Source organism: Mycobacterium farcinogenes, from assembly GCF_019739075.1.
GTDB classification, from domain to species: domain Bacteria; phylum Actinomycetota; class Actinomycetes; order Mycobacteriales; family Mycobacteriaceae; genus Mycobacterium; species Mycobacterium senegalense.
In genome coordinates, this window is sequence record NZ_CP081673.1 from 5841464 (window position 1) to 5866706 (window position 25243).

The window sequence follows — 25243 nt, forward strand, 5'->3', positions numbered from 1 at the left end:
ATTGCAGGCGTTGTGTTCTGACTGCTCAGGTCAGTTCAACTGAACATCGGAGCCTCTGCCACCACCAGATCGGCGACGGCCCGCATGCCCGCGGCATTCGGGTGCAGCGGCGCGGCCCGGCCCGGCCAGGGCAAACCCGGCCGCGTCGTCCATGGTTGAGCCGACCACGCATGGTGGGCCAGGCTGGCCTGCGCCGCACGCACCCAGCCGCAGTCCGTCTGAGCGGCGGCCGCTCCGGTGAGTCGCTCCAGCTCGCTCGCGACGCGTCGGCCGAGCGCCGCGTCCGCCTCTGACAGCGGCGAGGCCGCCACGCCTTCGGGCGGCAACAGCGTCAGGTAATCGACGAACAGCACCCTGGCCCGTGGCGCCCGTCGCCGGATCTCGCGCCCTACGGTGACCAGAGAATCGGCCACTTCGGCCAAGGCCTCGGCCCGGGCGGCTGGATCCAGCAGGCCGCGAAGCCGCTGCCCCACCACCGGCAGGGACCGGGTGAAGCGCGGCAGTGCAGCCGCCATCAACTGGGGCACATAGCCGACATCGTTGCCACCGATCGTGACCGTGACCAGCCCCTCGGTGCCGTCAAGTGCGTCGATCTGCGGCGGCGCACCGTTTTGGCGATCGGTCAGCACGTGCGCGGTGGTGGCCCCGGAGTACGTGACATCTGTCAGATCGAGCCCGAGCCGGCCGGCCACCAGATGCGGGTAGTTACGCGCCGAGCGACCCGCCTGCCACGGCGCCCCCTGGGCCGACGGCTTGATACCCGGCCCGGCAGCCATCGAACTGCCCAGGGCCACATAACGTTTCACAACGCGGGGCTGGACGCCTGAGCCCAGAACCGCTTCGGGATCCGGCCCGCCTGCCGGGCCAGATATCCGGCGGTGACGGCTGCGGACATCGCGGCGGCCATGGTCGGCGGGTCGGAAGCGCGCGTGACGGCGGTAGCCAGCAGCACGGCGTCACAACCCAATTCCATCGCCATCGCCGCATCGGAGGCGGTGCCGATACCGGCGTCCAATACCACCGGCACGCCGGCTCGGTCGACGATCATCTCGATGTTGTGCGGGTTGGAGATGCCCAGACCGGTGCCGATCGGCGAGCCCAACGGCATGACGGCGGCACAACCCGCGTCCTCCAGCCGGCGGGCCAGCACCGGGTCGTCGTTGGTGTAGGGCAGCACGACGAACCCGTCATCGACCAATTGCTCTGCGGCCTTCACCAATTCGATGGCGTCCGGCAACAGCGTGCGCTCGTCGGCGATGACTTCGAGCTTGACCATGTCGGTGCCCAGCGCCTCCCGGGCCAGCTGCGCGGTCAGCACGGCCTCGGCCGCGCCCCGACAGCCCGCGGTGTTGGGCAGCGCCGCGATCCCCAATCGGTTGAGCAGGTCGAGCACCCCGGTGCCCGTCTCGGCGTCCACCCGTCGCATCGCCACGGTCGTCAACTCTGTGCCAGAGGCCACCAGCGCCTCTTCGAGCACAGCCAGATTCGGGGCGCCGCCGGTACCCATGATCAGCCGGGAGCCGAACTCCCGGCCGCCGATGACGAGTGCGGAATCAGCCACCCTGCACCGCCGTCACGACCTCCACCCGGGCGCCGTCGGACAGGGTCCGGTCCCATTCCGAGCGCGGCAGCACCGACCAGTCCAGCGCGACGGCGATGCCCTTGTCCGGGAAACCCCGGGTTTCCAGCAGCCCCTCGATGGTGGTCTGCTCGTCCACCTCAAGGGTCTCGTTGTTGACCGTGATGGTGATCATTTCGCTCCCACACTCATCTCGAGCTCAGCCGCGATCCGCTCAGCGGTCCACGGCGCCAACAGAAATCCGTTCCGGCCGTGTCCGACGGCCACCAGCGTGCGTTCGTCGACCCGCTCGACGCGCGGCAACCCGTCGGGCGTCATGGGACGCAGCCCGGCCGCGGTCTCGGCCAGTTCGTACTCGCCGAGCGCGGGCATCACCGCGCATGCGTCTTCGAGGAGGTCGCGCACCCCGCTGACCACCGGCGCGGTGTCGCGGCCGTGCTCGTACTGGGTGGCCCCGACCACCACGCCGTCGGCGCGCGGCACCAGGTACACCGGCCGCCCGTGCACCCGGGCCCGAACCACGCGCTGCGGCACCGGCATACAGCCCTTGCGCCAGCGCAGCCGCAGCACCTCGCCCTTGACCGGGCGTACCGGAAGGCCCGGCAGGAGCTTCGGCGCGTCGATCCCGTTGGCGATCACCACCGCGTCGACATCTCGGACCTCGCTGAGGTCCTCGACCGGTCCGGCCCACCGCACCGCCAGCTTTTCGCAATGCGCGGCCAGCCCGTCGACCACGGCGCGGTTGTCCACAGCGAGTTCGGTGGTAGCCCGGAAGCCATGCCGAATGCCCTGGGCCAGTAGCGGTTCCACGTCGCGGGCGGTCGTGGTCAGCTCGACCGGCTGACCCTGAGCCGACAGCCATTCGGCGACGGTGTGCAGGTCAGCCACGTCGGCCCGGTCGACGGCGACGACGAGCGACTCGCGCGCCGTCACCACTTCGGGGGCCAGCCCGTCGAGGAACCCCGAGTGCCACAACTTCAGCGATTCGAGGCCGATCTGCAGGATCTGCTCCTCGCCCGGCCATCCTTCGCTGTGCGGGGCCAGCATGCCGCCGGCCACCCACGACGCCCCCCGCTCGGGCGCGCAGTGCAGCCGCACGGTCCAGCCGTCCAGCGCCGCCCGCCGTGCCACGGACAGCCCGATGACACCGCCGCCGATGACGGCGAGTGTCCTGGCTGCTCCTGTTGCCATACTCCGCTCCCTACGCCGGCATGACCCGGATCAGGTGTGACGGTCAGGGCCGGTCCGTATGCCCACTCTCAGCCCCTCGTCCCCGGGACTCCCGTATTGCCGTTCCAGGGTACTCGGGCGGCACAGGCTAGGTTCGCGGTGTGGAATCACCCTTCGACCGTTTGCAGCGCGCCACCCTCTACCTGTGCACCGACGCCCGCCGCGAGAGTGGTGACCTGGCCGAATTCGCCGATGCCGCGCTGGCCGGCGGGGTCGATCTGATCCAGCTGCGCGACAAGGGCTCGGCCGGGGAGAAGCAGTTCGGCCCGTTGGAGGCGCGCCAGGAGCTCGAAGCGCTCGAGGTACTGGCCGATGCCGCCCGGCGCCACGGCGCCTTGCTGGCCGTCAACGACCGCGCCGACATCGCGCTGGCCGCCGGAGCCGACGTGCTGCACCTCGGGCAGGACGATCTGCCGCTGGGCATCGCCCGCGGCATCATCGGCGAGCGCCCGCTGATCGGCCGCTCCACCCACGACGCCGCGCAGGCCGCAGCCGCGATCGACGAATCAGTGGACTACTTCTGCGTCGGGCCGTGCTGGCCGACTCCGACCAAGCCGGGCCGGTCCGCACCGGGACTGGACCTGGTGCGTTCGACGGCTGCACTGAATCCGGCCAAGCCGTGGTTCGCCATCGGTGGGATCGATCAGCAGCGGCTGGCAGAGGTTCTGGCTGCCGGGGCCCGGCGCGTCGTGGTGGTCCGGGCGATCACCGCGGCCGACGATCCCCGAGCAGCGGCCGAAGATCTCAAGGACGCGCTCAACGCGGCGGGTTGAGTTCCAGCGGCAGCGACGCCGTCACCACCCGCAGCTGACCCCAGCTCGCGGCGAACCCGGGATGCAGCGGCAACTCGGCGACCTCGTCCTCGGCCACCCAGCGCAACTCGGAGCTCTCCCGGTTGGGAATCGTCTCCAGCGGTTCGGGCACGTCGGCGATCACCGTGGTGTAGGACCAGTGCGTGCCGCCGAGGCCGGCCACCTCGGCCGTCACCACCGTGGTCCGCACGGTGAGCTGCTCGGCCGTCACCCCGGCCTCCTCGTGGGCTTCCCGGACCGCGGCCTGCTCGGCCGTCTCGTGACTGTCTCGGGCACCGCCCGGCAGCGCCCAGGTGCCGCCCTGATGACTCCACGGGGCCCGGTGCTGCAGCAGCACCGCCGCTCCGCCCGGCCACGGTGCCCGCAGCAACAGACCCGCCGCACCGTGGCGCCCCCAGTAGCGGGCGCCGTTGTCGGAGAACACCCAACCGTCACCGTCGCCGCGCACCCGTACAGGATAAGGAACGCCGCCGGTTTCGGTGCGGCCCAATTTCTCCGCGAGCCTAAGCGCGGCCCTCTTAGAATTTTTTTATAGTGGTGGCACGCCCCGATTGCACCGAAACTAAATGAGGTCCGTGCGCAGGTGACTGTGGAGTTGGCACATCCCTCGACCGAACCGCTCGCGTCCCGGTCGCCGACCACTCCTGCCCATCCGCGGTGGTGGTTTCTGTGGACCACTCCCGGACGCATCCTGACGATCGGGCTCGTGTTGTCCGCACTCGTGCTCGCGAGCGCATTCGCGACGTCCACCACCATCAACGACCGCCAGCAGGCGTTGACCACGGTGCTCGACCACACCGAGCCTCTGGCGTTCGCGGCCGGCCAGCTCTACACCACGCTGTCGGTGGCCGACGCCGCCGCGGCCACCGCCTTCATCGCCGGCGCTGAACCCCGCGATGTGCGGCAGCGCTACGAACAGGCCATCACCGACGCCTCGGTGGCGGTGACGCGGGCATCGAGCGGGCTGACCGACGAGACGCTGGTGCAGCTGCTCGGCCGGATCAACGCGCGGCTGGCCGTCTACACCGGCCTGGTCGAGACCGCACGCACCAACAACCGAGCGGGCAACCCCGTCGGTTCGTCGTACCTCTCCGAGGCCTCGGCCCTGATGCAGTCGCAGATCCTGCCCGACGCCCAGCGGCTCTACGAGGAGACCTCCGCCCGGGTGGACGCCGAGACGACGGCCTCCACCCGGATCCCGGCGCCGGTCATGTTGGTGGTGTTGGCGACGCTGATGTTCGGGGTGTTCGCCAATCGCTGGCTGGCGCGGCGGACCCGGCGGCGGGTGAACATCGGATTCGTGGCGGGCGGCCTGGCCGTGCTGATCATGCTGATCTGGGTGACCACCGCGCTGGTGATCTCGACGTCGGACAGCCGCAGTGCCAAGGACACCGCCGCCGAATCGCTCAAGACGGTGACCAACCTGGCCATCACCGCCCAGCAGGCCCGGGCCGACGAGACGCTGGCCCTGATCCGGCGCGGCGACGAGAACCTGCGCAAGCAGTCCTATTACCAGCGCATCGAGGCTATGCAGCAACAACTGGCGCAGTATCTGGCCCGCGACACCGGCATCGACAAGAGCGATCTGACCGGCGCCGAAGATCTCCTCGTCAAGTGGCGCACGGCCGATGACCGGATCAACGCCTACATCGCGGTGGGCAACTATCAGGCCGCGACGCAGGTGGCCCTGGGCACCGGCGAGGACGATTCCACGCCGGCCTTCGACAAGCTCGACGACGCGTTGTCCAAGGGCATCCAGGAGAGCCGCAGCCAGCTGCGCAACGACATCGCCAATGCCCGCCGGGTGCTGTCCGGCGCGACAGTGGGTGCGGCGCTGCTCAGTGTGGCCGCGGCGCTGGCGGTGGCGCTGGGCTTGTGGCCTCGACTCAGTGAGTACCGCTGATGAGGGAAACGATGCGAAAGATGTTGGCCGTCCTGGCCGCGGCCCTGGCGGTGGCTGGGTGCAGTCAGAGCGCACCGGCGTTGACGGTGCCGACGATGACGCTGGCGCCGCCCAGCCCGGCCGGCATGCAGGAACTCGCGCCCCAACCGGTGCGGGTGCCGGAGCCGGAGACCGACGAGTGCAACCGCACCGCCAGTCTGCGGCCGTTCAGCAACAAGGCCGACGCCGACGCCGCGGTGGCCAAGATCCGCGAGCGCGGGCGTCTGATCGTCGGGCTGGACATCGGCAGCAATCTGTTCTCGTTCCGGGATCCGATCACGGGCCAGATCAACGGATTCGACGTCGACATCGCCGGAGAGGTGGCCCGCGACATCTTCGGCACGCCGTCGCAGGTCGAGTACCGCATCCTGTCCTCGGCCGACCGCATCACCGCCCTGCAGAACAATCAGGTCGACATCGTGGTCAAGACCATGACCATCACCTGTGAGCGCCGCAAGCAGGTGAACTTCTCCACGGTGTATCTGATGGCCCATCAACGCATCCTGGCCGCGCGGGACTCCAACATCTCGCAGGCCTCCGATCTCTCGGGCAAGCGGGTGTGCGTGGTGGACGGCACCACCTCGCTCAAGCGGATCCAGCAGATCAGCCCGTCCCCGATCATCGTGTCGGTGGTGACCTGGGCCGACTGCCTGGTGGCACTGCAGCAGCGGCAGGCCGACGCGGTCAGCACCGACGATTCGATCCTGGCCGGTCTGGTGGCGCAAGATCCGTATCTGCACATCGTCGGCCCGAGCCTCAACGAGGAGCCCTACGGCATCGGTTTGAACCTGGACAACACACCGCTGGTCCGCGTCGTCAACGCGACGCTGGAACGCATTCGCCGCGACGGCACCTGGAACACGTTGTACCGCAAGTGGTTGACAGTTCTGGGCCCGGCGCCGGCGCCCCCGGTCGCGAGGTATGTCGACTGATGAAAAAGCCCGACGAATCCGGACTCCCACCGTCCGCGGACACCGATCCCGACACCGCGGGCGGTCCCGGAACGCAGCCGGCGAGCCTGGAAGACCTCGACATGGACTCGCATTCGACCATGCGGCCCATGGCGACCCAGGCGGTGTTCCGCCCGGAGTTCGACGATTCCGACGACGGGCCGTTCGGCGGTGCCGACACCGAGCCGCAGAACCTTGCCACGATCGCCACCCGGACGCTGTCTCCGATCCGCAGGTTGGGCGGCGGGCTGGTGGAGATCCCGCGGGTGCCCGAGCGGGACCCGTTGGCGGCGTTGATGACCAATCCGGTGGTGGCCGAACAGAAACGGTTCTGCTGGAACTGCGGCAAACCGGTCGGCCGGTCGTCACCCGACGGGCGCGCGTTGTCCGAGGGCTGGTGCCCGCACTGCGGCAGCGCGTACTCATTCTTGCCGCAGCTGTCGCCGGGCGAGATCGTCGCCGATCAGTATGAGATCAAGGGCTGTATCGCTCACGGCGGCTTGGGCTGGGTGTACCTGGCCTTCGACCACAACGTGAACGAACGCCCAGTCGTGCTCAAAGGTCTGGTGCATTCCGGTGACGCGGAGGCCCAGGCGATCGCCATGGCCGAGCGTCAGTTCCTGGCCGAGGTGACCCATCCGGGGATCGTGAAGATCTACAACTTCGTCGAGCACGATGACAAGCACGGCAATCCGGTCGGCTACATCGTGATGGAGTACGTCGGCGGAACGTCGCTGAAGCAGGCCAGGGGAACCCGGCTCCCGGTGGCCGAGGCGATCGGCTACATGCTCGAGATCCTGCCCGCCCTGGGCTATCTGCATTCGATCGGGCTGGCCTACAACGACCTCAAGCCCGAGAACATCATGATCACCGAGGAACAGCTCAAGCTGATCGACCTCGGTGCGGTGTCGCGGCTCAACTCGTACGGATACCTCTACGGCACACCGGGATTCCAGGCGCCCGAGATCGTGCGCACCGGGCCGACGGTGGCCACCGACATCTACACCGTCGGGCGCACGCTGGCCGCGCTGACCCTGAATCTGCGGACCCGGCGTGGCCGCTACGTCGACGGTCTGCCGTCGGAGGACCCGGTGCTCGACACCTACGACTCGTTCGGCCGGTTCCTGCGCCGCGCCATCGACCCCGATCCGCGGCGCCGGTTCACCAGCGCCGAGGAGATGTCCTCGCAGCTGCTCGGGGTGCTCCGCGAGGTGGTGGCGGCCGATACCGGGATTCCCCGCCCCGGCCTGTCGACCGTGTTCAGCCCGTCCCGGTCGACGTTCGGGGTCGATCTGCTGGTCGCCCATACCGACGTCTACGTCGACGGGCAGGTCCATTCGGAGAAGCTGACCGCCCAGGAGATCGTGCGGGCACTGCCCGTGCCGCTGGTGGATCGCACCGATGTGGGGGCGCCGATGCTGGTCGCGAGTGTGCTCAGCCAGCCGGTGCACACCCTCGACCAGTTGCGTGCCGCCCGCCACGGGGCGATCGACTCCGAAGGCGTGGACCTGTCCGAGTCGGTGGAGCTACCTCTGATGGAGGCCCGCGCCCTGCTCGACCTGGGTGACGTCGCCAAGGCCACGCGCAAACTCGACGACCTGGCCACCTGGGCCGGGTGGCGCTGGCAGATTGTCTGGTTCCGCGCGGTAGCCGAGATGCTCTCAGCCGATTACGACTCGGCGACAAAGCATTTCACCGAGGTGCTCGATACCCTGCCCGGCGAGCTGGCCCCCAAGCTGGCGCTGGCCGCGACGGCCGAATTGGCCGGCACCGCCGACGAGCTCAAGTTCTACAACACCGTGTGGAGCACCGACAACGGCGTGATCTCAGCCGGTTTCGGTCTGGCCCGCGCCGAGTCGGTCGCCGGGACCCGCGACAAGGCCGTCGAGACGCTCGACGAGGTCCCGCCCACCTCACGGCATTTCACCACTGCCCGGCTGACCAGCGCGGTGACCCTGCTCTCGGGCCGATCCACCGGAGAGATCACCGAACAGAACATCCGCGACGCGGCCCGAAGGGTGGAGGCCCTGCCCGATTCCGAGCCGCGCGTGCTGCAGATCCGGGCGCTGGTGCTGGGCACCGCGATGGACTGGTTGGCCGACAACACGGCGAGCAGCAATCACATTCTCGGATTCCCGTTCACCGAGCACGGTCTCAAGCTGGGTGTCGAGGCGTCGCTGCGGGCGTTGGCCCGCGTCGCCCCCACGCAGTCACACCGCTATGCCCTGATCGACCTGGCCAACAGTGTGCGGCCGATGAGCACCTTCTGACTGCTGTCACACCAAGGCCGCGGCGGCCTGCGCGATCGCCAGCTCCTCGTTGGTCGGCACCACCAGCACCGTCACCGGTGAGTCCGGTGTGGAGATGCGCCGAGCCTCACGTGACGACGAGGTGTTGAGCGCGTCGTCGATCGCGATCCCCAGGCCGGTCAACCCGGCCAGCGCATCGCGACGCACCACGGCATCGTTCTCCCCCACTCCCGCGGTGAAGCTGATGACATCGGTGCGGCCCAGCACCGCGAGATAGGCACCGACGTACTTGCGGAGCCGGTGGATGTAGACGTCGTACGCCAATTGGGCGTTCTGGTCTCCGGATTCGATGCGGGCCCGCAGTTTGCGGAAGTCGTTCTCACCGCCGAGGCCGCGCACACCCGACTGTCGGTTGAGCATCGTGTCGATGTCCTCGACCCCCATACCGGCCGCGCGGCACAGATACATGATGATGCCCGGATCGACGTCGCCGCTGCGCGTGCCCATCACCAGGCCCTCCATCGGCGTCAAGCCCATCGAGGTGTCCACCGGCCGGCCGCCGGAGATCGCCGACGCCGACGCCCCGTTACCCAGGTGCAGCACAATCTGATTCAGCGACTCGTACGGTTGATCGAGGAAGGCAGCCGCCTGCTGGCTGACGTACTGGTGTGAGGTGCCGTGGAAACCGTAGCGCCGGATGCCCCAGCGCTCGGCCACCTCACGGTCGATGGCGTAGGTCGCCGCCGCTTCGGGGAGGTTGTGGAAGAACGCGGTGTCGAACACCGCGACGTGCGGCAGATCGGGCAGCAGCTTGCACGCCACCTCGATACCCAGCAGCGCCGGCGGATTGTGCAACGGGGCCAGCGGGGCCAGCTCCCGCACCTTGGCGATCAGCTCGTCGTCGATCAGGGTCGGCCGGTAAAAGGACGTGCCGCCGTGTACCACCCGGTGCCCCACGGCCACCAAGCCGAGCGTGTCCAGGTGCAGACCCTGCCCGGCCAGCTCGTCGAACGCCGCCCGCAGCGCGGCGTCATGATCCGGTACCTGGGCCGAGCCGATCTGCTCGATGATGCCGTCGGCCAGGAACTCACCCGTATCCGGTTTCACCACCGCGTATTTGAGTGACGAGGATCCCGAGTTCACCACCAGGACTGTCATCAGCACCCCTGTGCCTGAATCGCCGTGATCGCCACGGTGTTGACGATGTCCTCCACGAGCGCGCCGCGGGACAGATCGTTGACCGGTTTGTTGAGCCCCTGCAGCACCGGGCCGATGGCGATCGCGCCGGCGCTGCGCTGAACGGCCTTGTACGTGTTGTTGCCGGTGTTGAGATCGGGGAAGATCAGCACGGTGGCGCGCCCCGCCACGGGCGAATCCGGCATCTTCGTCGCCGCCACCGACGGCTCTACCGCGGCGTCGTACTGGATCGGCCCCTCGACCAACAGATCCGGTTCCCGCTGACGCACCAATTCCGTTGCCGCGCGAACCTTGTCGACGTCGGCGCCGGTGCCCGAGGTGCCAGTCGAGTAGGACAGCATGGCCACCCGCGGGTCGATGCCGAACTGGGCGGCGGTGCGCGCCGACGAGATGGCGATGTCAGCGAGTTGCTCCGAGGTCGGATCGGGCACGATCGCGCAGTCACCATAGGCCAGCACGCGGTCGGCCAGGCACATCAGGAAGATGCTCGACACCGTCGAGATCCCCGGTGCGGTGCGGATGATCTCGAAGGCCGGCCGCACCGTGTGTGCGGTGGTGTGCGCGGCACCCGACACCATGCCGTCGACCATTTGGTTGTGCACCAGCATCGTGCCGAAGTACGAGACGTCGTGGATGATCTCGCGGGCCTGCTCGACCGTCACCCCCTTCTTGCGGCGGAGTTCGGCGTACTGCTCGGCGAACTGGTCACACAGTTCGCTGGTACGCGGATCGAGCACCGAGGCCGCGTCGATGTTCACACCGAGTTCGGCTGCCCGGGAGCGGATCTGGCTCTCCTCGCCGAGGATGGTCAGCTCTGCCACCTCGTGTTGCAGCAGCCGGCCGGCGGCCTTGAGGATGCGATCGTCGGTGCCTTCGGGCAACACGATGCGCTTGCGGTCCGAGCGGGCCTGGTCGAGCAGCTGGTAGGTGAACATCTGCGGGGTGGTGACCGCCGGGATCGGGATGCTCAGCTGCGCGAGCAGGTCGTTGACGTCGACGTGTTTGTCCATCAGGGCCAGCGCGGTGTCGATCTTGCGCTGCGATGTCGCCGTGACCCGGCCGCGAGTCCCGGCCACCCGGCTCGCGGTCTCGAAGGTGCCGTATTTGGTAGCCACGATCGGCAGCCGCAGCCCGAGTCCTTCGACCAGCGCCGCGATGGCCGGATGCAACTCGAGCCCGCCGTTGAGAATGATGCAGGACAGTGACGGAAAGCCTTCTGCGGCATGGGCGCTGACCACCGCCAGCACCACGTCGGAACGGTCACCCGGGGTCACCACCGCGACGCCCTCGGTCAGCCGCTCCAGGCAGTGCTCGGCCGTCATCCCGGCCACCATCACGCCCATGGCCTCACGCGAGAGCAGCTCGGGATCCCCCGCGATCATCGTGCCGTCGACAGCCACCTGTAGTTCGGCCACCGACGGGGCCACCAGCAACGGCTCCTCGGGAAGCACATAGGCGGGCGGGCCGAGCGGTTTGAGGGCCTCGGCCACCGCGTCCAGCTGGGCCGGGTCGCACCGGTTGGCGACGACGGCCGCGGCATGCGCATGCTGGTGGTTCAGTTCAGCCAGGCAGACCTCGACCACATGGGCGACCTCGGCGGGGGTGCGATCGGCGGCCTTGACCGCGAGCACGACGGGTGCGCCGAGGTTGACCGCGATGCGGGCGTTCATGCTCAGCTCGCTGGGGGTGGCGACGTCGGTGTAGTCGCTGCCGACGATCAGCACGGCGTCGCACTGCTCGGCCACGCGGTGGAACCGGTCGACGATGTCGGCGATGGCGACGTCGGGATCCTCGTGCACCTGCTGGTAGCTGACCCCGACACAGTCGTCGTAGCTCAGTCCCGCGGTGGTCCCGGCCAGCAGCAGTTCGAGAATGTAGTCGCGGTCCTCGCCCAGGCGGGTGATCGGGCGGAACACCCCCACCCTCGGCACGGTTGCGGCAAGTCGATGAAGAATGCCGAGAGCAATCGTCGACTTTCCGGTGTCACCTTCAGGCGATGCAATGTATATCGCGGTAGCGACGTCTGCCTCTGGCACTGATACAGCTTCCCTCAATCAGGGTTTGGACGGCCAGATGCTCTGCTTTTGCTCAGCGCAGCTCCCGCAGCGCATCGGCGAATTCGGTGCAGAACCAGTCCACATCCGACAGAGAGAATACCAGGGGCGGTCTCACCTTCAGCACACTGCCCTGCGCTCCGCAAACCGAGATGAGCACTTTGCGGTCCCGCATCGCGTTCACCAGATCGTGCGCCGCGACCCGATCCGGACCTGCGCTGTCGCGGTCCATCACCATCTCGACCCCGACGTACAACCCGGCCCCGCGGACATCGCCGATGCGCGGATCATCTGCGGCGATCCGGGTGAGCTCGTCGCGCAGGGCGGTGCCGACCCTCGCCGCATTCGCCATCAACTCCTCGTCCTCGATGACATCGAGCACCGCGCCCGCGGCGGCCATCGATACCGGATTGCCCCCGAAGGTGTTGAAGTAAGGCACCTCCCGGGCGAACGCCTCGAGCACCTCACTGCGGGCTGCCATGGCCGCCACCGGCAAGCCGTTGGCCATCGGTTTGCCCATCGTGACCAGATCGGGCACGACGCCGTGGCGGGTGAAGCCCCACATCGTCTCCCCGGTGCGGCCGAAGCCGGGTTGCACCTCGTCGGCGATGAACACCCCGCCGGCCACACGGGCCGCCGCCACAGCCGGCGCCAGTACCGACGGGTCCGGGTAGATGCCGTCGGAGGAGAAGAACGTGTCCACGATCAGGCAGCTCAGCCCGAACCCGGCGGCGTCGAGATCGGCGATCGCGGCTTGCACATCGGCCAGGAAACGCTCTGCCACAGCAGGACCCGAGCGGTAGCTGTCCGGTGCGGGCACTGTGCGCACGTGCGGGCCGATAGCGGTGGCGCCGCCGATGGACGGCGAAATCGCCGTCACCGCTTCGGTATTGCCGTGGTAGGCGTCACCGGTGACGATGACGCCGCGGGCGGCGGTGTACATCTGCGCCACCCGCAGCGCCAGGTCATTGGCCTCCGATCCGGTGCACGCATACATCACCTGGTCGACTTCCGCGGGAAGCGTGGCGAGCAGCCGCTGTGAGTACTCCACGATGCCCTCGTGCAGATAGCGGGTGTGGGTGTTGAGTGCCTCGGCTTGGCGGGTGATGGCGGCCACCACCCGAGGGTGGCAGTGCCCGACGCTGACGACGTTGTTGTACGCGTCGAGGTAGCGTGCGCCGTCGGCGTCGAACAGGTGGCTGCCGCTACCTCGGACCAGGTGTACCGGCCGCTCGTAGAACAGCCGGTACGCCGGGCCGAGTAGGTGGGTGCGGGCCTCGATCAACTTCTCGGTGTCGGGATCGGTCGTCAAACCCCCCGAGTAGCTGTTGGAGTCCATGATGTTCGAGAACCCCATGCCCGCACCCCCAATCAACGTTCGTGCGCTTCCTCCAACACCGTGCGACCGAGATCGGAATAGCGTTGCGGATCCCGGAATTTCAGGAACAGCGCCCACAGCACACCACCGATTCCGGCGATGCCAACAACATACGGGATCGATGTGAAGATCCAGTCCGAAGCGGCTGAACCCGCAGCAAACGACGCGTTCTTGGCGAGCAGATAGATGACGTAGAGCATGCCGGTGCCACCGAGCAGCGGCGCGGCGAACGTGGTGAACCAGTTCGCGGTCTCCGGATGGCGCTTCTGCACGTGGAAGAAGGAGATCACCGAAAACGCGGCCAAGGCCTGCACGATCATGATGGCCGTGGTGCCCAGCAACGCCATCAGACCGTAGAGCCCGGTGTAGGGGTCCCGCCCGGTGATGTCGAAGAACAGCACCACCACGGTGGCGAAAGCGGTCTGTACGAATCCGGCGATGTGCGGCGAGCCGTGCACCGGATGGGTGGCGCCGATGGTCCTGCGCATGCCGGGGATGACGTTCTCCCGGCCGATCGCGTACAGGTAGCGTGCCGCGCAGTTGTGGAATGCCATGCCGCAGGCGAACGAGCCGGTCATCAGCAGGATCTTGAACAGGTCGACGGCCCACTGTCCCAGATGCTGATGGACCGGGGTGAAGAAGATATCGCCCGCGGTGGCCGAATCCTGCGCCAGGGCAATGGCATTCTGCGGGCCCGTGCCGACGATCGCCAGCCACGAGACGATGACGTAGAACGCGCCGATGCCGACCACCGAGCAGATCACCGCAATCGGGATGATTTTCTTGGGGTTTCGTGATTCCTCGCCGTACATGGCGCTGGATTCGAAGCCCACCCACGACCAGAACGCGAAGAACAGGCCGACGCCGGCCGACCCGGCGACGGTGATCATGCTGCCGTCGACACCGGCCACCTCACCCGACAGACTCTGAAAACCGTTGAGCGGGTTGAGCGATCCCAATGACCAGCCCTGCGGGCCACCACCGGTGAACACCACCGACAACGCCATCAGCGCCAGCATGACGATCTCGGTGATCAGGAACACGCCGAGCACCTTGGCCGCCAGATTGATGTCGAAATAGGTCAGCACGGCGTTGACGGCCAGCATCACCACGGCGAAGATCACCCATGGCACGTCGATGTTGAAGAACGACTTGAACAGATCGTTGCCGAAGAACGAGAAGATACCGATCAGCGAGGCCTCGAACACCATGTACGCCATGGCGGTGAGGAATCCCGCGCCCAGGCCCACGATGCGCCCCAGTCCGTGGGAGATGTACCCGTAGAACGCTCCGGTGGCGGTGATGTGCTTGCTCATCGCGGCATAGCCGATCGCGAACAGGGTCAGCACGATGGTGGCGACGAAGTATCCGGCGGGCGCGTAGGCGCCGTTGCCGAAGCCGACCGCGATCGGCACGTTGCCGACCATGGCCGTGATGGGGGCCGCGGTGGCGACCGCCATGAACAGCACGCCGACCAGTCCCACGGCGTTGGGTTTGAGGCGTTGGATAGAGGCGCCGGTCTGGGCCGGCGGATCGATGATCTCGCTCATTGCGGGTCCTCACTGAAGGACGGTTTTCGGACCACTATTTGGTCTGATTGGTTGACGTCGACGACGACTTTGTGGTGCGACGCAGCACATTGTTATCCGACCCAGGACGTCGGTCAACTCGAAAATTATTGCAGGCCAGGCGTTTTGTTGCGGCGATGTTTCGAACCTGGGAATGATGCAACGGCCAGGTTAAACAGTCGGTTTTGGTCTGCTCTGCAGGCTCGATTTGGTTCACACTCGGGGCATGTCCCAGACTCCTGGCGGCCCCGTCGCCGAGGACGTGCGTCGACGCATCCTGTCCATGTTGGCCGCGGGCACCCTGCGGGCCGGTTCGCGACTGGGTACCGAGCGGGAGATGGCGGCGGATTTCGCGGTGTCTCGCTCCACGCTGCGCAGCGCGCTGCTGCCGCTGAGTCAGGCCGGCGTGCTGGAACGCCGCGCCGGGCGGAACGGCGGCACGTTCGTACGCGCCGACGTCATCGAACGCAATGCCGCCGAGCTGGCCGGGCTCCCGGCGCGGCTGCGTACCGGCGGCCACACCAGTTCCACCCGGGTGCTGGCCACCGACCGCAGACCGGCCACCGCCGCGGAAGCTCACGCGCTCGAAATCACCGACGGGGCAGATATATTCACCATTCGGCGGCTGCGTTTCGCCGACGGTGTGCCACTGTCGGTGGATCTGGCCTGCTTCCCCGCCGAGCACATGGAGGACTTACTGGAGCAGCCGCTCGGCGGCTCGCTGTACGAGCTGGTTCGGGTGCGGTACGGCTTGACGCCGGCAGCCACCACCGAGACCATCGAGGTGGTCAGCGCCAGCCCCCGCGAGGCGCAGTGGCTCGACATCGCCCACCGCAGACCGCTGCTGGCCATCACGCGCATCACGCGTGAGCGCACCGGCCGCCCGTTCGAGTACGCCTACGACCTGTTCCGCGCCGACCGGGTCCGGCTCACCGCCACCAGCCACGGCGCGGTTGGCGCGGTGCAACGTTCGGTGAGCAGCGCCTGAGGTCAGGACTCTTGCGGGACAACGACATCCGCGATGAGCGCCATGTGATCGGCACCCGGCACCAGCTCGGTCCGGACCGCGGTGGCATCGGCATTGCGCAACAAGACGTGGTCGATACCGACGGCGGGCACGCGGCGGGTGCCGACCGGGAAGGTGCGGATCATGCCCGCACCCGCCTGCTCCGCGGCGTCGCGGTAACCGGTGTCCAGTAGTTCCCGGAACGGCAGCATGTCGTGGGTGGCATTGAAGTCCCCCGCGACGATCACCGCACCCGGCCCGGCCTCGCCGGCCAACTCGCGCAGCATCGTGGGGAACTTCTCCATGTCCTTGCGCCAGGACTCGATCGGTTGCGGCCACGGCGCGGCGAAATGGACGCCGACCAGAATCGGCGCCACCGCGACATCGGGCACGTGCACCCTGGTCCGCAGCATCACCATCGAGTAGCCGGGGACGTGGGCGCTGTCGGTCAACGGGAATCTGCTCCAGATCCCCAGACCACCGGCCATCGGCTCCGGGTCGAAAATGCGGTGGCCGAAGGTGTTCTCCAGGCCGGCCGCGATCACTCCGTCGGCGGCTTCCGGCGTGAGCTCCTGCAAGACGACGATGTCGGCGGCCCGTTCGGCAGCGGCCACCACGGCAGCCGGATCCCCGAGTCCCATGCCGAGATTCGACGTGAACACCCGCACCGGCGCGGACCGTGCCGTCACCTGCTCCGGGCCGAGGTACTGCGGCACCTGGATCAGCGCGACCGTCAGGGTCAGCACCACGGCCAGCGCCGTCAGCACCCATCGGCGACCGAGCATCAGCAGCAGCACCGCGATCGGTGCCGCCAGCATCAGATAGGGCGATGCCGTCGCCAGCAGCACCGTGCCGTGGCGACCCAGCGGTACGTAGCGCACCGCCAGGCCCACCACGGCCGCCCCCGCCGCGACCACCCCGAAGAGGGTCGCGAGAATTCGGATCAACTCAGCCGAGCTTGCGCAGCCGGGGCTCGAGGTCCTTCTTGAACAGGTCGAGGAAACGACGCTGATCGTGACCGGGGGCGTGGAACACCAGGTGGTTCAGGCCCCACTTCACGTACTGGCCGACCTTCTCGACCGCCTCGTCGGGATCGGAGGCGACGATCCAGCGCTTGGCGACCTGCTCGATGGGCAGCGCGTCGGCGGCCTTCTCCATCTCGATCGGGTCGTCGATCGAGTGCTTCTGCTCGGCCGTCAGTGACAGCGGCGCCCAGAACCGGGTGTTCTCCAAGGCCAGCTTCGGATCCGGATCGTAGGAGATCTTGATCTCGATCATCCGGTCGATGTCCTCGGCGTTGCGACCGGCCGCCTCGGCCCCCTCCTTGACCGCGGGGATGAGCTTGTCCTTGTACAGCTCCTCCCCCTTGCCCGAGGTGCAGATGAACCCGTCACCGGCCCGGCCGGCGTACTTGGCCACCACCGGCCCGCCGGCGGCGATGTAGACCGGCACGCCGCCCTCGGGCACGTCATAGATCGAGGCCCCTTTGAGCCGGTAGTACTCGCCGTCGAAATCGACGCGGTCACCGAGCCACAGCTCACGCATCAACTTGACCGACTCCCGCAGCCGGGCGAAGCGCTCCTTGAACTCCGGCCACTCCCCGGCGTAGCCGGTGGCGATCTCGTTGAGCGCCTCACCGGTACCCACACCCAGAAAGATGCGGTTCGGGTACAAACACGCCATCGTTGCGAAAGCCTGCGCGATCACCGCCGGGTTGTACCGGAACGTCGGCGTGAGCACCGACGTGCCCAACACCAGCCGCTGAGTGCGCTCGCCCACCGCGGTCATCCAGGCCAGCGAGAACGGCGCATGCCCGCCCTCGTGCCGCCACGGCTGGAAATGGTCGCTGACCGTCGCGCTGTCCATTCCTGCCGCCTCGGCCAGCACCGCCAGCTCGACGAGTTCCCGGGGCGCGAACTGCTCCGCCGATGCCTTGTATCCCAGTTTCAGTTCAGCCACGGGTTCGTTTCTACTCCTCTGCTTAAACTCGCGACATGGCAGCAGCCCTGAGCGCGATCACCGAGCACGTTCACTTCGCCCAAACTGACTTGGTCAACTGGACGCTGGTAACCGACGGAACGCGGGTCATGCTGATCGACGCGGGGTTCCCGGGACAGCGCGAGGATGTCCTCGGCTCGGTCCGACAACTCGGGTTCGGCATCGAGGACATCGCCGCTGTGCTGTTGACCCACGCCCACATCGATCATTTCGGAACCGCGATCTGGTTGGCGAAAACCCATGGCACACCCGTGTTTTGCCATGACGCCGAACTCGGGCACGCCAAGCGCGAATATCTCGAGCAAGCCGCACCGGCCGACGTGGTGCGCAACATCTGGCAGCCCCGCTGGCTGAAGTGGGCGGCCACCATCACCGCCAAGGGCGGGATGAACCACGACGGCATCCCGACCGCCCGGGCCCTGACCGACGACGACGATCTCCCGGGCCGGCCGGTGCCGGTTCCCACCCCGGGGCACACCGGCGGGCACTGCTCCTTCATCGTCGACGGCGTCCTGGTCAGCGGCGACGCGCTGGTCACCGGGCATCCGCTGGTTACCAAAGGCGGACCGCAGCTGCTGCCGGCACTGTTCAACCACGACGAGGCGGGCTGTCTGTCCAGTCTCAAGGCGCTGGCCGCCGTCGAGGCCGAGGTGATGCTGCCCGGGCACGGGCCCATGTGGCGCGGCTCGATCTCCGACGCCGCCTTCGCCGCGGCCGCCCGGCACGCCTAGTGCTGCAGGACCCGGTACCCCAGTAGGAAGAAGCCGGTCAGGCACAGGCCGCAGGCCAGCACGATCGTCGGCATCAGGACCATCTGATCGAGTTCGTCGGGGTCGAAGACCTCGTCGTCGTACACCGACCCGAACAGCACGCGGGCAAACTTGGTTCGGCGGAAGGCGTGCATCCGCCGCTGCGATTTCGCCGATTCCGCCCGCCGCCCGATGAACAGCCGCAAAGCCACCCCGGTCGCAAACACCACCGCAGCCGCTGCCAGCAGCAGCGATCCCACGATTACCTGCAGACTCGGCAAATACACCCCCAGCGGCGACAACAGCTACGGGGCCAGCCTAGCCGCTACTGGCCCCACCGCTCGGCAATGAGCTGGTGGGAGCGCAACCGGTCGGAGTGCCGGTGTGTCACCGAGGTGATGACCAGTTCGTCCGCCCCGCTGACCCGCGCCAGCGCTTCCAGCCGCGCAGCCACCTGGTCGGGGTCCCCGACGAATTGTGTTGCGGTACGGTCCCGGACCACCTCGAGCTGCTCGGGTGTCAACGGCGCACAGTCGGCCGGATCCGGGTAGGGCGCTGCGCCCCCGCCGGCCCGGATCGAATACACCCAGTGCCCGTAGCTGGACGCCAGATGCCGCGCGGTGGCCTCGTCGTCGGCCACCACGACGTCGGCCGAAACCGCCACATAGGGCTCGGACAGGTGCTCCGACGGGGTGAATCCGTTGCGGTACACCTCGATTGCCTCCAGCGCGGTGGCCGGGGTGATGTGATAGCTGGCGACGAACGGCAGTCCGCGCGCAGCAGCGACGCGGGCGCTCTGACCCTTGCTGCTGCCGAACACCCATGGCGTCAGGGCAGCCCCCGCACCGGGAACGGCGGTGCCCACCTCATATCGGCCGGCCAGCATGGCCAAGATGTCATCCACTTGTTCGGCGAAATCCGGTGTGAGCGCTTGGGGTTGCTGCAACACCGCCATACGCGAGCGCAGCCGAGGATCACGCATCAGCGCGCTGACGTCGTAGGGCGTCGGGATCACCACGCCGTCGATCTCGTGCCACTGGCGCGGCGGCCTGGGCTCACGGGGCTTGTCCCGCACCGCTTCGGCGCGTTTCTGCCCCGATCGACCCACCCCGAGATCGATGCGGCCCGGGTGGAACGCGGCCAGCGTGCCGAAGGCCTCCACCACGGCGACGGCAGTCGTGTGGCCGAGTTGCACGGCCGCGGTACCGACCCTGATCTGTTCGGTGGCCGCCGCGATCTGCCCAACCAGTACCGCGGGCGAAGAGCTGGCCACCGAGACGAAGTGATGTTCGGCGACCCAATACCGTTGGAAGCCCCACTGTTCGGCGTGACGGGCCAAGTCGACGGTGTTGTGCAGTGCGGCCACCGCGTCGCTGCCCGCGCTGATCGGCGCGAGGTCGAGAATCGAGAGCGCGGCCGCGTGGGTCACGTCAGCTCTTTCTCGAATGCGATGGGGAACACCGTCCCCTGCCCCTCCGGCGGCAGCGGGGCATTCAGCCGTCTATAGCCGGCGGCGTCATAGAGTGCCTCGGCCTCCGGCTGCAGGTGCCCCGTCGTCAGATAGACCCGGCGGTAGCCGCGTGCCGCGATCTCGCTCTCGAGGTGGGCGAGCAGCACCCTGGCATATCCCCGCTTCCGGTACCGGCTGTCGGTCCAGATGCGTTTGAGTTCGGCGGTATCGGCGTCGAATCTGGTGAATGCGCCGCCGGTGACCGGCACGCCGTCGAGTACGCCGATGTACATCCCGCCGGACGGCGGGGCGAACTCGTCGGCGGATTTTCCCCGCAGCCAGCCCATCATCAGCTCGGGTGTGCCTCCGTAGCGCCCCGAATACTCGACCGACAGCTCGTCCAGCAGCGGGGCGGCCAACGGATCGTCCAGGCCGACCGCCACAAATCGCACACCACTCACGGGGGCTGACTTAACCATCGTTTCGGCACCCACAGCGACTTCAACGCACCGCCACGGCCCGGATATGCCCACAGGCTCAGCCTGATCGAAACCCTGCCGGGCCGGGCGTCATTTCCTGGCGAGGTAGTAGTAGTTCGCCGGGTCCTGGTCGATCTCGGCGACGTCCACGTCGGCGAATCCGGCGTCGTTCAGCATCGACACGGCCAGCTGACTGCCCCACATCGTGCCCAACCCGGCACCACCCAGGCCGAGCGAGACCGACATGCAATGCGTCAGCGACACGGCATAGCGATAGGTGCTCATCGCGACACCGATGTTGTCCTCCAGCCGGCTGGAAGCCTTGATATCGGCCATGACCAGGACTCCGCCCGGACGCAGTGCCCGGTAGATGTTCGCCAGCACCTGGGCCGGCTGCGCCTGGTCGTGGATCGCGTCGAATGCGGTGATGAGGTCGTACGCCTCCGTTTGGTCCAGCGCCGCCAGGTCGGCAGGGACGAACGAGACGTTGGTCAGCCCGCGTTGCGCCGCGGACGCGACGCCGGTGGCGGTCGCCTCCTCGGAGAAGTCGATGCCGGTGAACCGGCTGTCCGGGTAGGCCTGCGCCATCAGACAGATGGCATATCCACTGCCACAACCGAAGTCGGCGACGTCGAGGCCGCTCTTGAGCCGCTCCGGCAGGCCGTCGACCAACGGCAGCACCGCATCGATCAGTGCGGCATCGAACACCTCGGCGCTCCGCTCGGCCATCACGGTGTGGAAGCGGGGATAGTCGCTGTAACTCAGACCGCCGCCGTTGCGGAAGCAGCCGAGGATCTTCTGCTCGACTTCGCACATCAGCGGGACGTACTGGGCCAGGCGCGCCAGATTGTTCAGGCCGGAGTCGCGGGTCAGCGCGGCGGCACGGTGAGCGGGCAACCGATAAGTCGAGGACTCGGGGTCGTAGTCCACCACCCGCCCCGCGGCCATCCCGCCGAGCCATTCACGGACATAGCGTTCGTCGAGACCGGCCGCCTCGGCGATCTCGCCACTGGTCGCCGACGAGAGCTTCGCCATCGCGTCGAACAGCCCGCCCTGGTGGCCGAGACTCAACAGAAGCGTCAACCCAGCGCTGTCGATGGCCGAGGTGATCCGCTCCGAGAAATCCTCTGCTGATTCGGTAAATGCCTGTTGATCGGCGGGGTTCGTCATCACGCCCGCCCAGACTACGCCACCGCCGCCACCCTCTTCCGTCCAAAACTTGACACGTGTAAAGTTCGCCGCCATGGACAACATCAGGGGCAAGACCATCGCGATCACCGGCGCCGCCCGCGGCATCGGTTACGCCACCGCCAAGGCCCTGCTGGCCCACGGCGCCCGCGTCGTCATCGGCGACCGTGACGTGGCACTTCAGGAGTCGGCCGTCGTCGAGTTGAGCAAGCTCGGCCAGGTCTCGGGCTACCCGCTCGACGTCACCGACCGCGAATCGTTCGCCACGTTCCTGGACAAGGCCCGCACCGACGGCGGCGGGCACATCGACGTTCTGATCAACAACGCCGGCGTGATGCCGGTCGGCCCGTTCCTGGAGGAAACCGACCAGTCGGTGCGGTCCTCCCTGGAGGTCAACGTGTACGGCGTTCTCACCGGTTGCCAGCTGGCGCTGCCGGAGATGGTCAAGCGCCGCAGCGGCCACGTCATCAACATCGCCTCGCTGTCGGGCCTGATCCCCCTGCCGGGCCAGGTGGTCTACGTCGGCGCCAAGTACGCCGTCGTCGGACTGTCCACCGCCCTGGCCGACGAGATGGCCCCGCACGGCGTCAACGTCTCGGTGATCATGCCGCCGTTCACCAACACCGACCTCATCTCGGGCACCAAGGCCACCGGCGCGATGAAGCCGGTCGAGCCCGAGGACATCGCCGCAGCCATCGTCAAGACGCTCAACAAACCCAAGACGCACGTCTCGGTGCCGCCGCCGTTGCGCTTCACCGCCCAGGCCGCCCAGATGCTGCCGCCCAAGGGCCGCCGCAAGCTGAACAAGCTCCTCGGCCTGGACCGGGTGTTCTTGGAGTTCGACAAGGCCAAGCGCAAGAGCTACGAGGACCGGGCCCGGTCCGCGCAGGGCGTCATCGAATCCGACGGGAAGAGCTAGCCGAATTCCGGCAACGGCTGACCGGCGCGGTAGCCCTCGATCACGTCGAGGGCTCCGTCGCGCAATTCCTCGTGGCTGAACTCGTAGCGCTCGACGCTGCCGACGAACACCACCCGCACGATCTCGCCGTCCTCGGCCGCATCCAGCCACAGTGAGGTCACGGGCAGGCCGTCCTCCACAGGGGCGCCGGACGGCTCGTAGAACCACACCGCGTAGTCGTCGTTCGACTGCTCCTCGTCGAACTCCCAGCCGCGCTCGGTGATTCGCTCGTCGAACTCCGCCAGGTCGGCGACGACGGCGTCGGGGATCTCCGCCAGCTGCTCGACGGACTCCGCCGACACCCGGTTCACATTCCGGACCGCCTGCCGCTTACGGCGGCGGGCCTTCTTGGCGTCGGATCCGCGGGACACGGGCTAGCCCAGCGCCTGGTCCAGGTCGGCGATCAGATCCTCGGTGCCTTCCAGGCCGACGGAAATGCGCACCACACCGTCGCCGAGGCCGATGGCCGCACGCCCCTCCGGGCCCATGGCCCGGTGCGTCGTCGTGGCCGGGTGGGTGATCAACGTCTTGGCATCGCCGAGGTTGTTGGAGATGTCGATGACGCGCAACTTGTCGAGCACCTCGAAGGCGCGGTCCTTGCCGCCATCCAATTCGAAGGTCACCACGGTGCCGCCGCCGCTCATCTGACGCTTGGCCAGATCATACTGCGGATGTGACTGCAGGAACGGGTATTTCACCCAGTTCACCCCGGCCTTGGCCTCCAGGAACTCGGCCACCGACTGCGCCGACCGATTCGAGTAGTCGACCCGAACCGCAAGCGTTTCAAGACCCTTCAGCAGCGTCCAGGCATTGAACGCGCTGATCGCCGGGCCGGTATGCCGCATGAGCTTCTGCACCGGGCCGTCGATGTACTCCTTGTCGCCGAGGATCGCCCCGCCCAGCACCCGGCCCTGCCCGTCGATGTGCTTGGTGCCGGAGTACACCACCACGTCGGCGCCGAGCGGCATACCCTGCTGCAGCAGCGGGGTGGCAAAAACGTTGTCCAGCACTACTTTTGCCCCGGCAGCATGCGCCAGCTCGGACACCGCGGCGATGTCGACCAGAGACTGCATCGGGTTGGACGGCGTCTCGAAGAACACCGCCGTCGTTGGGACCGACAGTGCCTCCTCCCACTGCGAGAGGTCGTCGCCGTCGACGAACACCGTCTCCACGCCCCAGCGCGGCAGAATCTCGTTGCACACCACGAAGCACGACCCGAACAAGCTGCGGGCGGCCACCAGGCGGTCGCCGGCACCCAGCAGCGCACCCAGCGCGGTGAACACCGCCGCCATCCCGGTGGCCGTGGCGAAGCATGCGGGCGCGCCCTCGATCAGGCGCAGCCGCTCCTCGAACATCGAGATGGTCGGGTTGCCGTAGCGCGAGTAGACGAAGCGGTCGATCTCACCGGTGAACGCCTTCTCCGCGGCGGCCGCGGACTCGTAGACGTAGCCCGAGGTGAGGTACATCGCCTCGGCGGTTTCCTCGAACTCCGAGCGCAGTAGACCGCCGCGCACACCGATGGTGGCCTGGCTGACGCCGTCGGGCAGGGCAGCCGGGATCCGGACAGATGGGATGTCAGTCATGCAGCTCTCAACTCTGTGTCCAAGGCAGCCCGACGGCCTTCCAGCCGGTACCGCCGCGATGACGGTTCTCGTCCAGGTTGCCCTCGAATCCGTCGAGCACGTTGTAGGACGGGGCGATGCCGGCGGCAGTGGCGGCCTCGGCCGCGCCGATCGAGCGGTTGCCGGAGCGACACAGGAACACCACCGGCCGCTCGCCGGGCGTCACCCCCGCCGCCTTCAGATCGTCGACGAATCCATCGTTGTGGGTTCCGTCGTTCCGGTTCCACTCCACGTACACCACGTCACGCTGAAGGGTGGACAGGTCCGGTACACCGACAAAGCGCCACTCGGCGTCGGTCCGACAGTCCACCAGCACGGCCTCGGAGTTCTCACTCAGAAGTTTCCAAGCCTCCTCAGGCGTGATGTCTCCCGCATAGCTCACGGGCGTGAGTCTCCCATACTCGAACAGACGCGCCATTGGCCGTCCTCACGCACGAACGTCGTCTCGCTGTTCACCTTGGCGTCGGGGGTGTTGGCGAAGTGGTAAACCACCGTCGCCGTCGCCCGGTCCCCGTCGACCTTCACCTCGGTCACGTCATCGACATATCTGGCACCCTGCTTGGCCACCGAATCACGCTGGCGGGCAAGGAAATCCGGCTCGACACCGCGTTGCGCGGCGCAGGTGTAACCGGAGAACTCACCGAAGTTTTCCCGCTGCAGCGCGTCGTTCTGGCCGACGGCGGCGCGGGTGACCTTCTGTTCCTCGCTACGACCGTCGGTGCCGAAGACGTTCAGCAGGACCACCACGATCACCACGAGCACAATGACGGCCAACGCGCCAAGGAACGGCGCCATGGTGGGCCGGTCCGCCGCCTCGCCGGTCTCCTCAGTCAT

General features: G+C 67.7%; 26 protein-coding genes and 1 riboswitch. Of the genes, 7 read left to right on the forward strand and 19 right to left on the reverse strand.

Annotated elements, in window-relative coordinates:
* Positions 1–35: 35 nt before the first annotated feature.
* From K6L26_RS27930 to thiO, 4 genes are all read right to left on the reverse strand, one after another.
* Positions 36–806, reverse strand: a complete 771-nt coding sequence (locus K6L26_RS27930; RefSeq protein ID WP_174551608.1) for an SGNH/GDSL hydrolase family protein — start codon at positions 804–806, stop codon at positions 36–38.
* Positions 803–1561, reverse strand: a complete 759-nt coding sequence (locus K6L26_RS27935) for a thiazole synthase (RefSeq protein ID WP_019344620.1) — start codon at positions 1559–1561, stop codon at positions 803–805. The genes K6L26_RS27930 and K6L26_RS27935 overlap by 4 nt, the downstream gene beginning before the upstream one ends.
* Positions 1554–1754 carry a sulfur carrier protein ThiS gene (thiS, locus tag K6L26_RS27940; RefSeq protein WP_019344619.1) on the reverse strand — a complete coding sequence of 67 codons (201 nt, stop codon included), beginning with the start codon at positions 1752–1754 and terminating at the stop codon, positions 1554–1556. The genes K6L26_RS27935 and thiS overlap by 8 nt, the downstream gene beginning before the upstream one ends.
* Positions 1751–2770, reverse strand: a complete 1020-nt coding sequence (gene thiO / locus K6L26_RS27945) for a glycine oxidase ThiO (RefSeq protein WP_019344618.1) — start codon at positions 2768–2770, stop codon at positions 1751–1753. The genes thiS and thiO overlap by 4 nt, the downstream gene beginning before the upstream one ends.
* Positions 2761–2875, reverse strand: a riboswitch (TPP riboswitch). (Overlaps the previous gene by 10 nt.)
* A gap of 35 nt (positions 2876–2910) precedes the next feature.
* Between thiO and thiE the strand changes: the two genes are divergently transcribed.
* Positions 2911–3582 (forward strand): thiamine phosphate synthase, encoded by a 672-nt coding sequence (gene thiE, locus K6L26_RS27950; RefSeq protein WP_019344617.1) that lies wholly within the window; start codon positions 2911–2913, stop codon positions 3580–3582.
* Here thiE and K6L26_RS27955 read toward each other — a convergent pair.
* Positions 3566–4069, reverse strand: coding sequence for an NUDIX hydrolase (locus K6L26_RS27955; protein ID WP_019344616.1), 504 nt, complete (start codon positions 4067–4069; stop codon positions 3566–3568). The genes thiE and K6L26_RS27955 overlap by 17 nt on opposite strands.
* 135 nt (positions 4070–4204) lie before the next feature.
* Between K6L26_RS27955 and glnX the strand changes: the two genes are divergently transcribed.
* The 3 genes from glnX to K6L26_RS27970 are packed head-to-tail and all read left to right on the forward strand — an operon-like array spanning position 4205 to position 8783.
* Positions 4205–5524, forward strand: a complete 1320-nt coding sequence (glnX, locus tag K6L26_RS27960) for a protein kinase G-activating protein GlnX (protein WP_036389441.1) — start codon at positions 4205–4207, stop codon at positions 5522–5524.
* A gap of 11 nt (positions 5525–5535) precedes the next feature.
* Positions 5536–6495: a glutamate ABC transporter substrate-binding protein gene (locus K6L26_RS27965; protein WP_019344614.1), complete on the forward strand. Its 960-nt coding sequence runs from the start codon at positions 5536–5538 to the stop codon at positions 6493–6495.
* Positions 6495–8783 carry a serine/threonine-protein kinase PknG gene (locus K6L26_RS27970; RefSeq protein WP_019344613.1) on the forward strand — a complete coding sequence of 763 codons (2289 nt, stop codon included), beginning with the start codon at positions 6495–6497 and terminating at the stop codon, positions 8781–8783. Before K6L26_RS27965 ends, K6L26_RS27970 begins: the two co-directional genes overlap by 1 nt.
* 6 nt (positions 8784–8789) lie before the next feature.
* Here K6L26_RS27970 and K6L26_RS27975 read toward each other — a convergent pair whose 3' ends face one another.
* The 4 genes from K6L26_RS27975 to K6L26_RS27990 are packed head-to-tail and all read right to left on the reverse strand — an operon-like array spanning position 8790 to position 14941.
* Positions 8790–9926, reverse strand: a complete 1137-nt coding sequence (locus tag K6L26_RS27975) for an acetate kinase (RefSeq protein ID WP_174551607.1) — start codon at positions 9924–9926, stop codon at positions 8790–8792.
* Positions 9920–11995 (reverse strand): phosphate acetyltransferase, encoded by a 2076-nt coding sequence (gene pta, locus K6L26_RS27980; protein WP_064895946.1) that lies wholly within the window; start codon positions 11993–11995, stop codon positions 9920–9922. Before pta ends, K6L26_RS27975 begins: the two co-directional genes overlap by 7 nt.
* Before the next feature lie 52 nt (positions 11996–12047).
* Entirely contained in the window at positions 12048–13370 is a 1323-nt protein-coding gene (locus K6L26_RS27985; RefSeq protein ID WP_064895948.1) for an aspartate aminotransferase family protein, read from the reverse strand.
* Positions 13371–13384: 14 nt separating this feature from the next.
* Positions 13385–14941 carry an APC family permease gene (locus tag K6L26_RS27990; protein WP_019343509.1) on the reverse strand — a complete coding sequence of 519 codons (1557 nt, stop codon included), beginning with the start codon at positions 14939–14941 and terminating at the stop codon, positions 13385–13387.
* A 244-nt stretch (positions 14942–15185) separates the two neighbouring features.
* Here K6L26_RS27990 and K6L26_RS27995 point away from each other — a divergent pair, with 244 nt between their 5' ends.
* Positions 15186–15947: a GntR family transcriptional regulator gene (locus K6L26_RS27995; protein ID WP_043367770.1), complete on the forward strand. Its 762-nt coding sequence runs from the start codon at positions 15186–15188 to the stop codon at positions 15945–15947.
* Positions 15948–15949: 2 nt separating this feature from the next.
* Here K6L26_RS27995 and K6L26_RS28000 read toward each other — a convergent pair whose 3' ends face one another.
* Positions 15950–16912 (reverse strand): endonuclease/exonuclease/phosphatase family protein, encoded by a 963-nt coding sequence (locus tag K6L26_RS28000; protein ID WP_064895950.1) that lies wholly within the window; start codon positions 16910–16912, stop codon positions 15950–15952.
* Position 16913: 1 nt separating this feature from the next.
* Positions 16914–17924: a glucose-6-phosphate dehydrogenase (coenzyme-F420) gene (gene fgd, locus K6L26_RS28005; protein WP_064895953.1), complete on the reverse strand. Its 1011-nt coding sequence runs from the start codon at positions 17922–17924 to the stop codon at positions 16914–16916.
* 35 nt (positions 17925–17959) lie between these two features.
* Between fgd and K6L26_RS28010 the strand changes: the two genes are divergently transcribed.
* Entirely contained in the window at positions 17960–18694 is a 735-nt protein-coding gene (locus tag K6L26_RS28010; protein WP_064895955.1) for an MBL fold metallo-hydrolase, read from the forward strand.
* On the opposite strand, the gene K6L26_RS28015 is transcribed toward K6L26_RS28010, so the two are convergent.
* The 4 genes from K6L26_RS28015 to K6L26_RS28030 form a co-directional block, all read right to left on the reverse strand.
* The gene (locus K6L26_RS28015) at positions 18691–18972 is read right to left on the reverse strand and encodes a hypothetical protein (RefSeq protein WP_234709338.1); all 282 of its coding nucleotides are present in this window, start codon (positions 18970–18972) and stop codon (positions 18691–18693) included. The genes K6L26_RS28010 and K6L26_RS28015 overlap by 4 nt on opposite strands.
* 65 nt (positions 18973–19037) lie before the next feature.
* The gene (locus K6L26_RS28020; protein ID WP_064895956.1) at positions 19038–20141 is read right to left on the reverse strand and encodes an LLM class flavin-dependent oxidoreductase; all 1104 of its coding nucleotides are present in this window, start codon (positions 20139–20141) and stop codon (positions 19038–19040) included.
* Positions 20138–20641, reverse strand: a complete 504-nt coding sequence (locus tag K6L26_RS28025) for a GNAT family N-acetyltransferase (RefSeq protein WP_036390235.1) — start codon at positions 20639–20641, stop codon at positions 20138–20140. The genes K6L26_RS28020 and K6L26_RS28025 overlap by 4 nt, the downstream gene beginning before the upstream one ends.
* 90 nt (positions 20642–20731) lie before the next feature.
* Entirely contained in the window at positions 20732–21811 is a 1080-nt protein-coding gene (locus K6L26_RS28030) for a class I SAM-dependent methyltransferase (RefSeq protein WP_064895958.1), read from the reverse strand.
* A gap of 73 nt (positions 21812–21884) precedes the next feature.
* On the opposite strand from K6L26_RS28030, the gene K6L26_RS28035 reads away from it, so the two are divergent.
* On the forward strand, positions 21885–22748 hold the full coding sequence (locus K6L26_RS28035; protein WP_019343500.1) for an SDR family oxidoreductase: 864 nt from the start codon (positions 21885–21887) through the stop codon (positions 22746–22748).
* Here the strand turns inward: K6L26_RS28035 and K6L26_RS28040 are convergent.
* From K6L26_RS28040 to K6L26_RS28055, 4 genes are read right to left on the reverse strand one after another with little or no spacing between them, the layout of a single operon-like run.
* Positions 22745–23158: a hypothetical protein gene (locus tag K6L26_RS28040; RefSeq protein WP_019343499.1), complete on the reverse strand. Its 414-nt coding sequence runs from the start codon at positions 23156–23158 to the stop codon at positions 22745–22747. The two genes, K6L26_RS28035 and K6L26_RS28040, sit on opposite strands and share 4 nt — an antisense overlap.
* 3 nt (positions 23159–23161) lie before the next feature.
* The gene (locus K6L26_RS28045; protein ID WP_036389454.1) at positions 23162–24370 is read right to left on the reverse strand and encodes an O-succinylhomoserine sulfhydrylase; all 1209 of its coding nucleotides are present in this window, start codon (positions 24368–24370) and stop codon (positions 23162–23164) included.
* 7 nt (positions 24371–24377) lie between these two features.
* Positions 24378–24791, reverse strand: coding sequence for a rhodanese-like domain-containing protein (locus K6L26_RS28050; RefSeq protein WP_019346833.1), 414 nt, complete (start codon positions 24789–24791; stop codon positions 24378–24380).
* On the reverse strand, positions 24788–25243 hold the full coding sequence (locus K6L26_RS28055) for an Rv0361 family membrane protein (protein ID WP_019346832.1): 456 nt from the start codon (positions 25241–25243) through the stop codon (positions 24788–24790). Before K6L26_RS28055 ends, K6L26_RS28050 begins: the two co-directional genes overlap by 4 nt.

Excerpts from the sequence above, each read along its gene's own strand:
- thiS (WP_019344619.1), bottom strand. The coding sequence starts at position 1,754 with ATGATCACCATCACGGTCAACAACGAGACCCTTGAGGTGGACGAGCAG.
- thiO (WP_019344618.1), bottom strand. The coding sequence starts at position 2,770 with ATGGCAACAGGAGCAGCCAGGACACTCGCCGTCATCGGCGGCGGTGTC.
- K6L26_RS27965 (WP_019344614.1), top strand. The coding sequence starts at position 5,536 with ATGCGAAAGATGTTGGCCGTCCTGGCCGCGGCCCTGGCGGTGGCTGGG.
- K6L26_RS27970 (WP_019344613.1), top strand. The coding sequence starts at position 6,495 with ATGAAAAAGCCCGACGAATCCGGACTCCCACCGTCCGCGGACACCGAT.
- K6L26_RS27985 (WP_064895948.1), bottom strand. The coding sequence starts at position 13,370 with ATGGGGTTCTCGAACATCATGGACTCCAACAGCTACTCGGGGGGTTTG.
- K6L26_RS27990 (WP_019343509.1), bottom strand. The coding sequence starts at position 14,941 with ATGAGCGAGATCATCGATCCGCCGGCCCAGACCGGCGCCTCTATCCAA.
- K6L26_RS27995 (WP_043367770.1), top strand. The coding sequence starts at position 15,186 with ATGTCCCAGACTCCTGGCGGCCCCGTCGCCGAGGACGTGCGTCGACGC.
- K6L26_RS28010 (WP_064895955.1), top strand. The coding sequence starts at position 17,960 with ATGGCAGCAGCCCTGAGCGCGATCACCGAGCACGTTCACTTCGCCCAA.
- K6L26_RS28025 (WP_036390235.1), bottom strand. The coding sequence starts at position 20,641 with ATGGTTAAGTCAGCCCCCGTGAGTGGTGTGCGATTTGTGGCGGTCGGC.
- K6L26_RS28030 (WP_064895958.1), bottom strand. The coding sequence starts at position 21,811 with ATGACGAACCCCGCCGATCAACAGGCATTTACCGAATCAGCAGAGGAT.
- K6L26_RS28035 (WP_019343500.1), top strand. The coding sequence starts at position 21,885 with ATGGACAACATCAGGGGCAAGACCATCGCGATCACCGGCGCCGCCCGC.
- K6L26_RS28045 (WP_036389454.1), bottom strand. The coding sequence starts at position 24,370 with ATGACTGACATCCCATCTGTCCGGATCCCGGCTGCCCTGCCCGACGGC.
- K6L26_RS28055 (WP_019346832.1), bottom strand. The coding sequence starts at position 25,243 with ATGACTGAGGAGACCGGCGAGGCGGCGGACCGGCCCACCATGGCGCCG.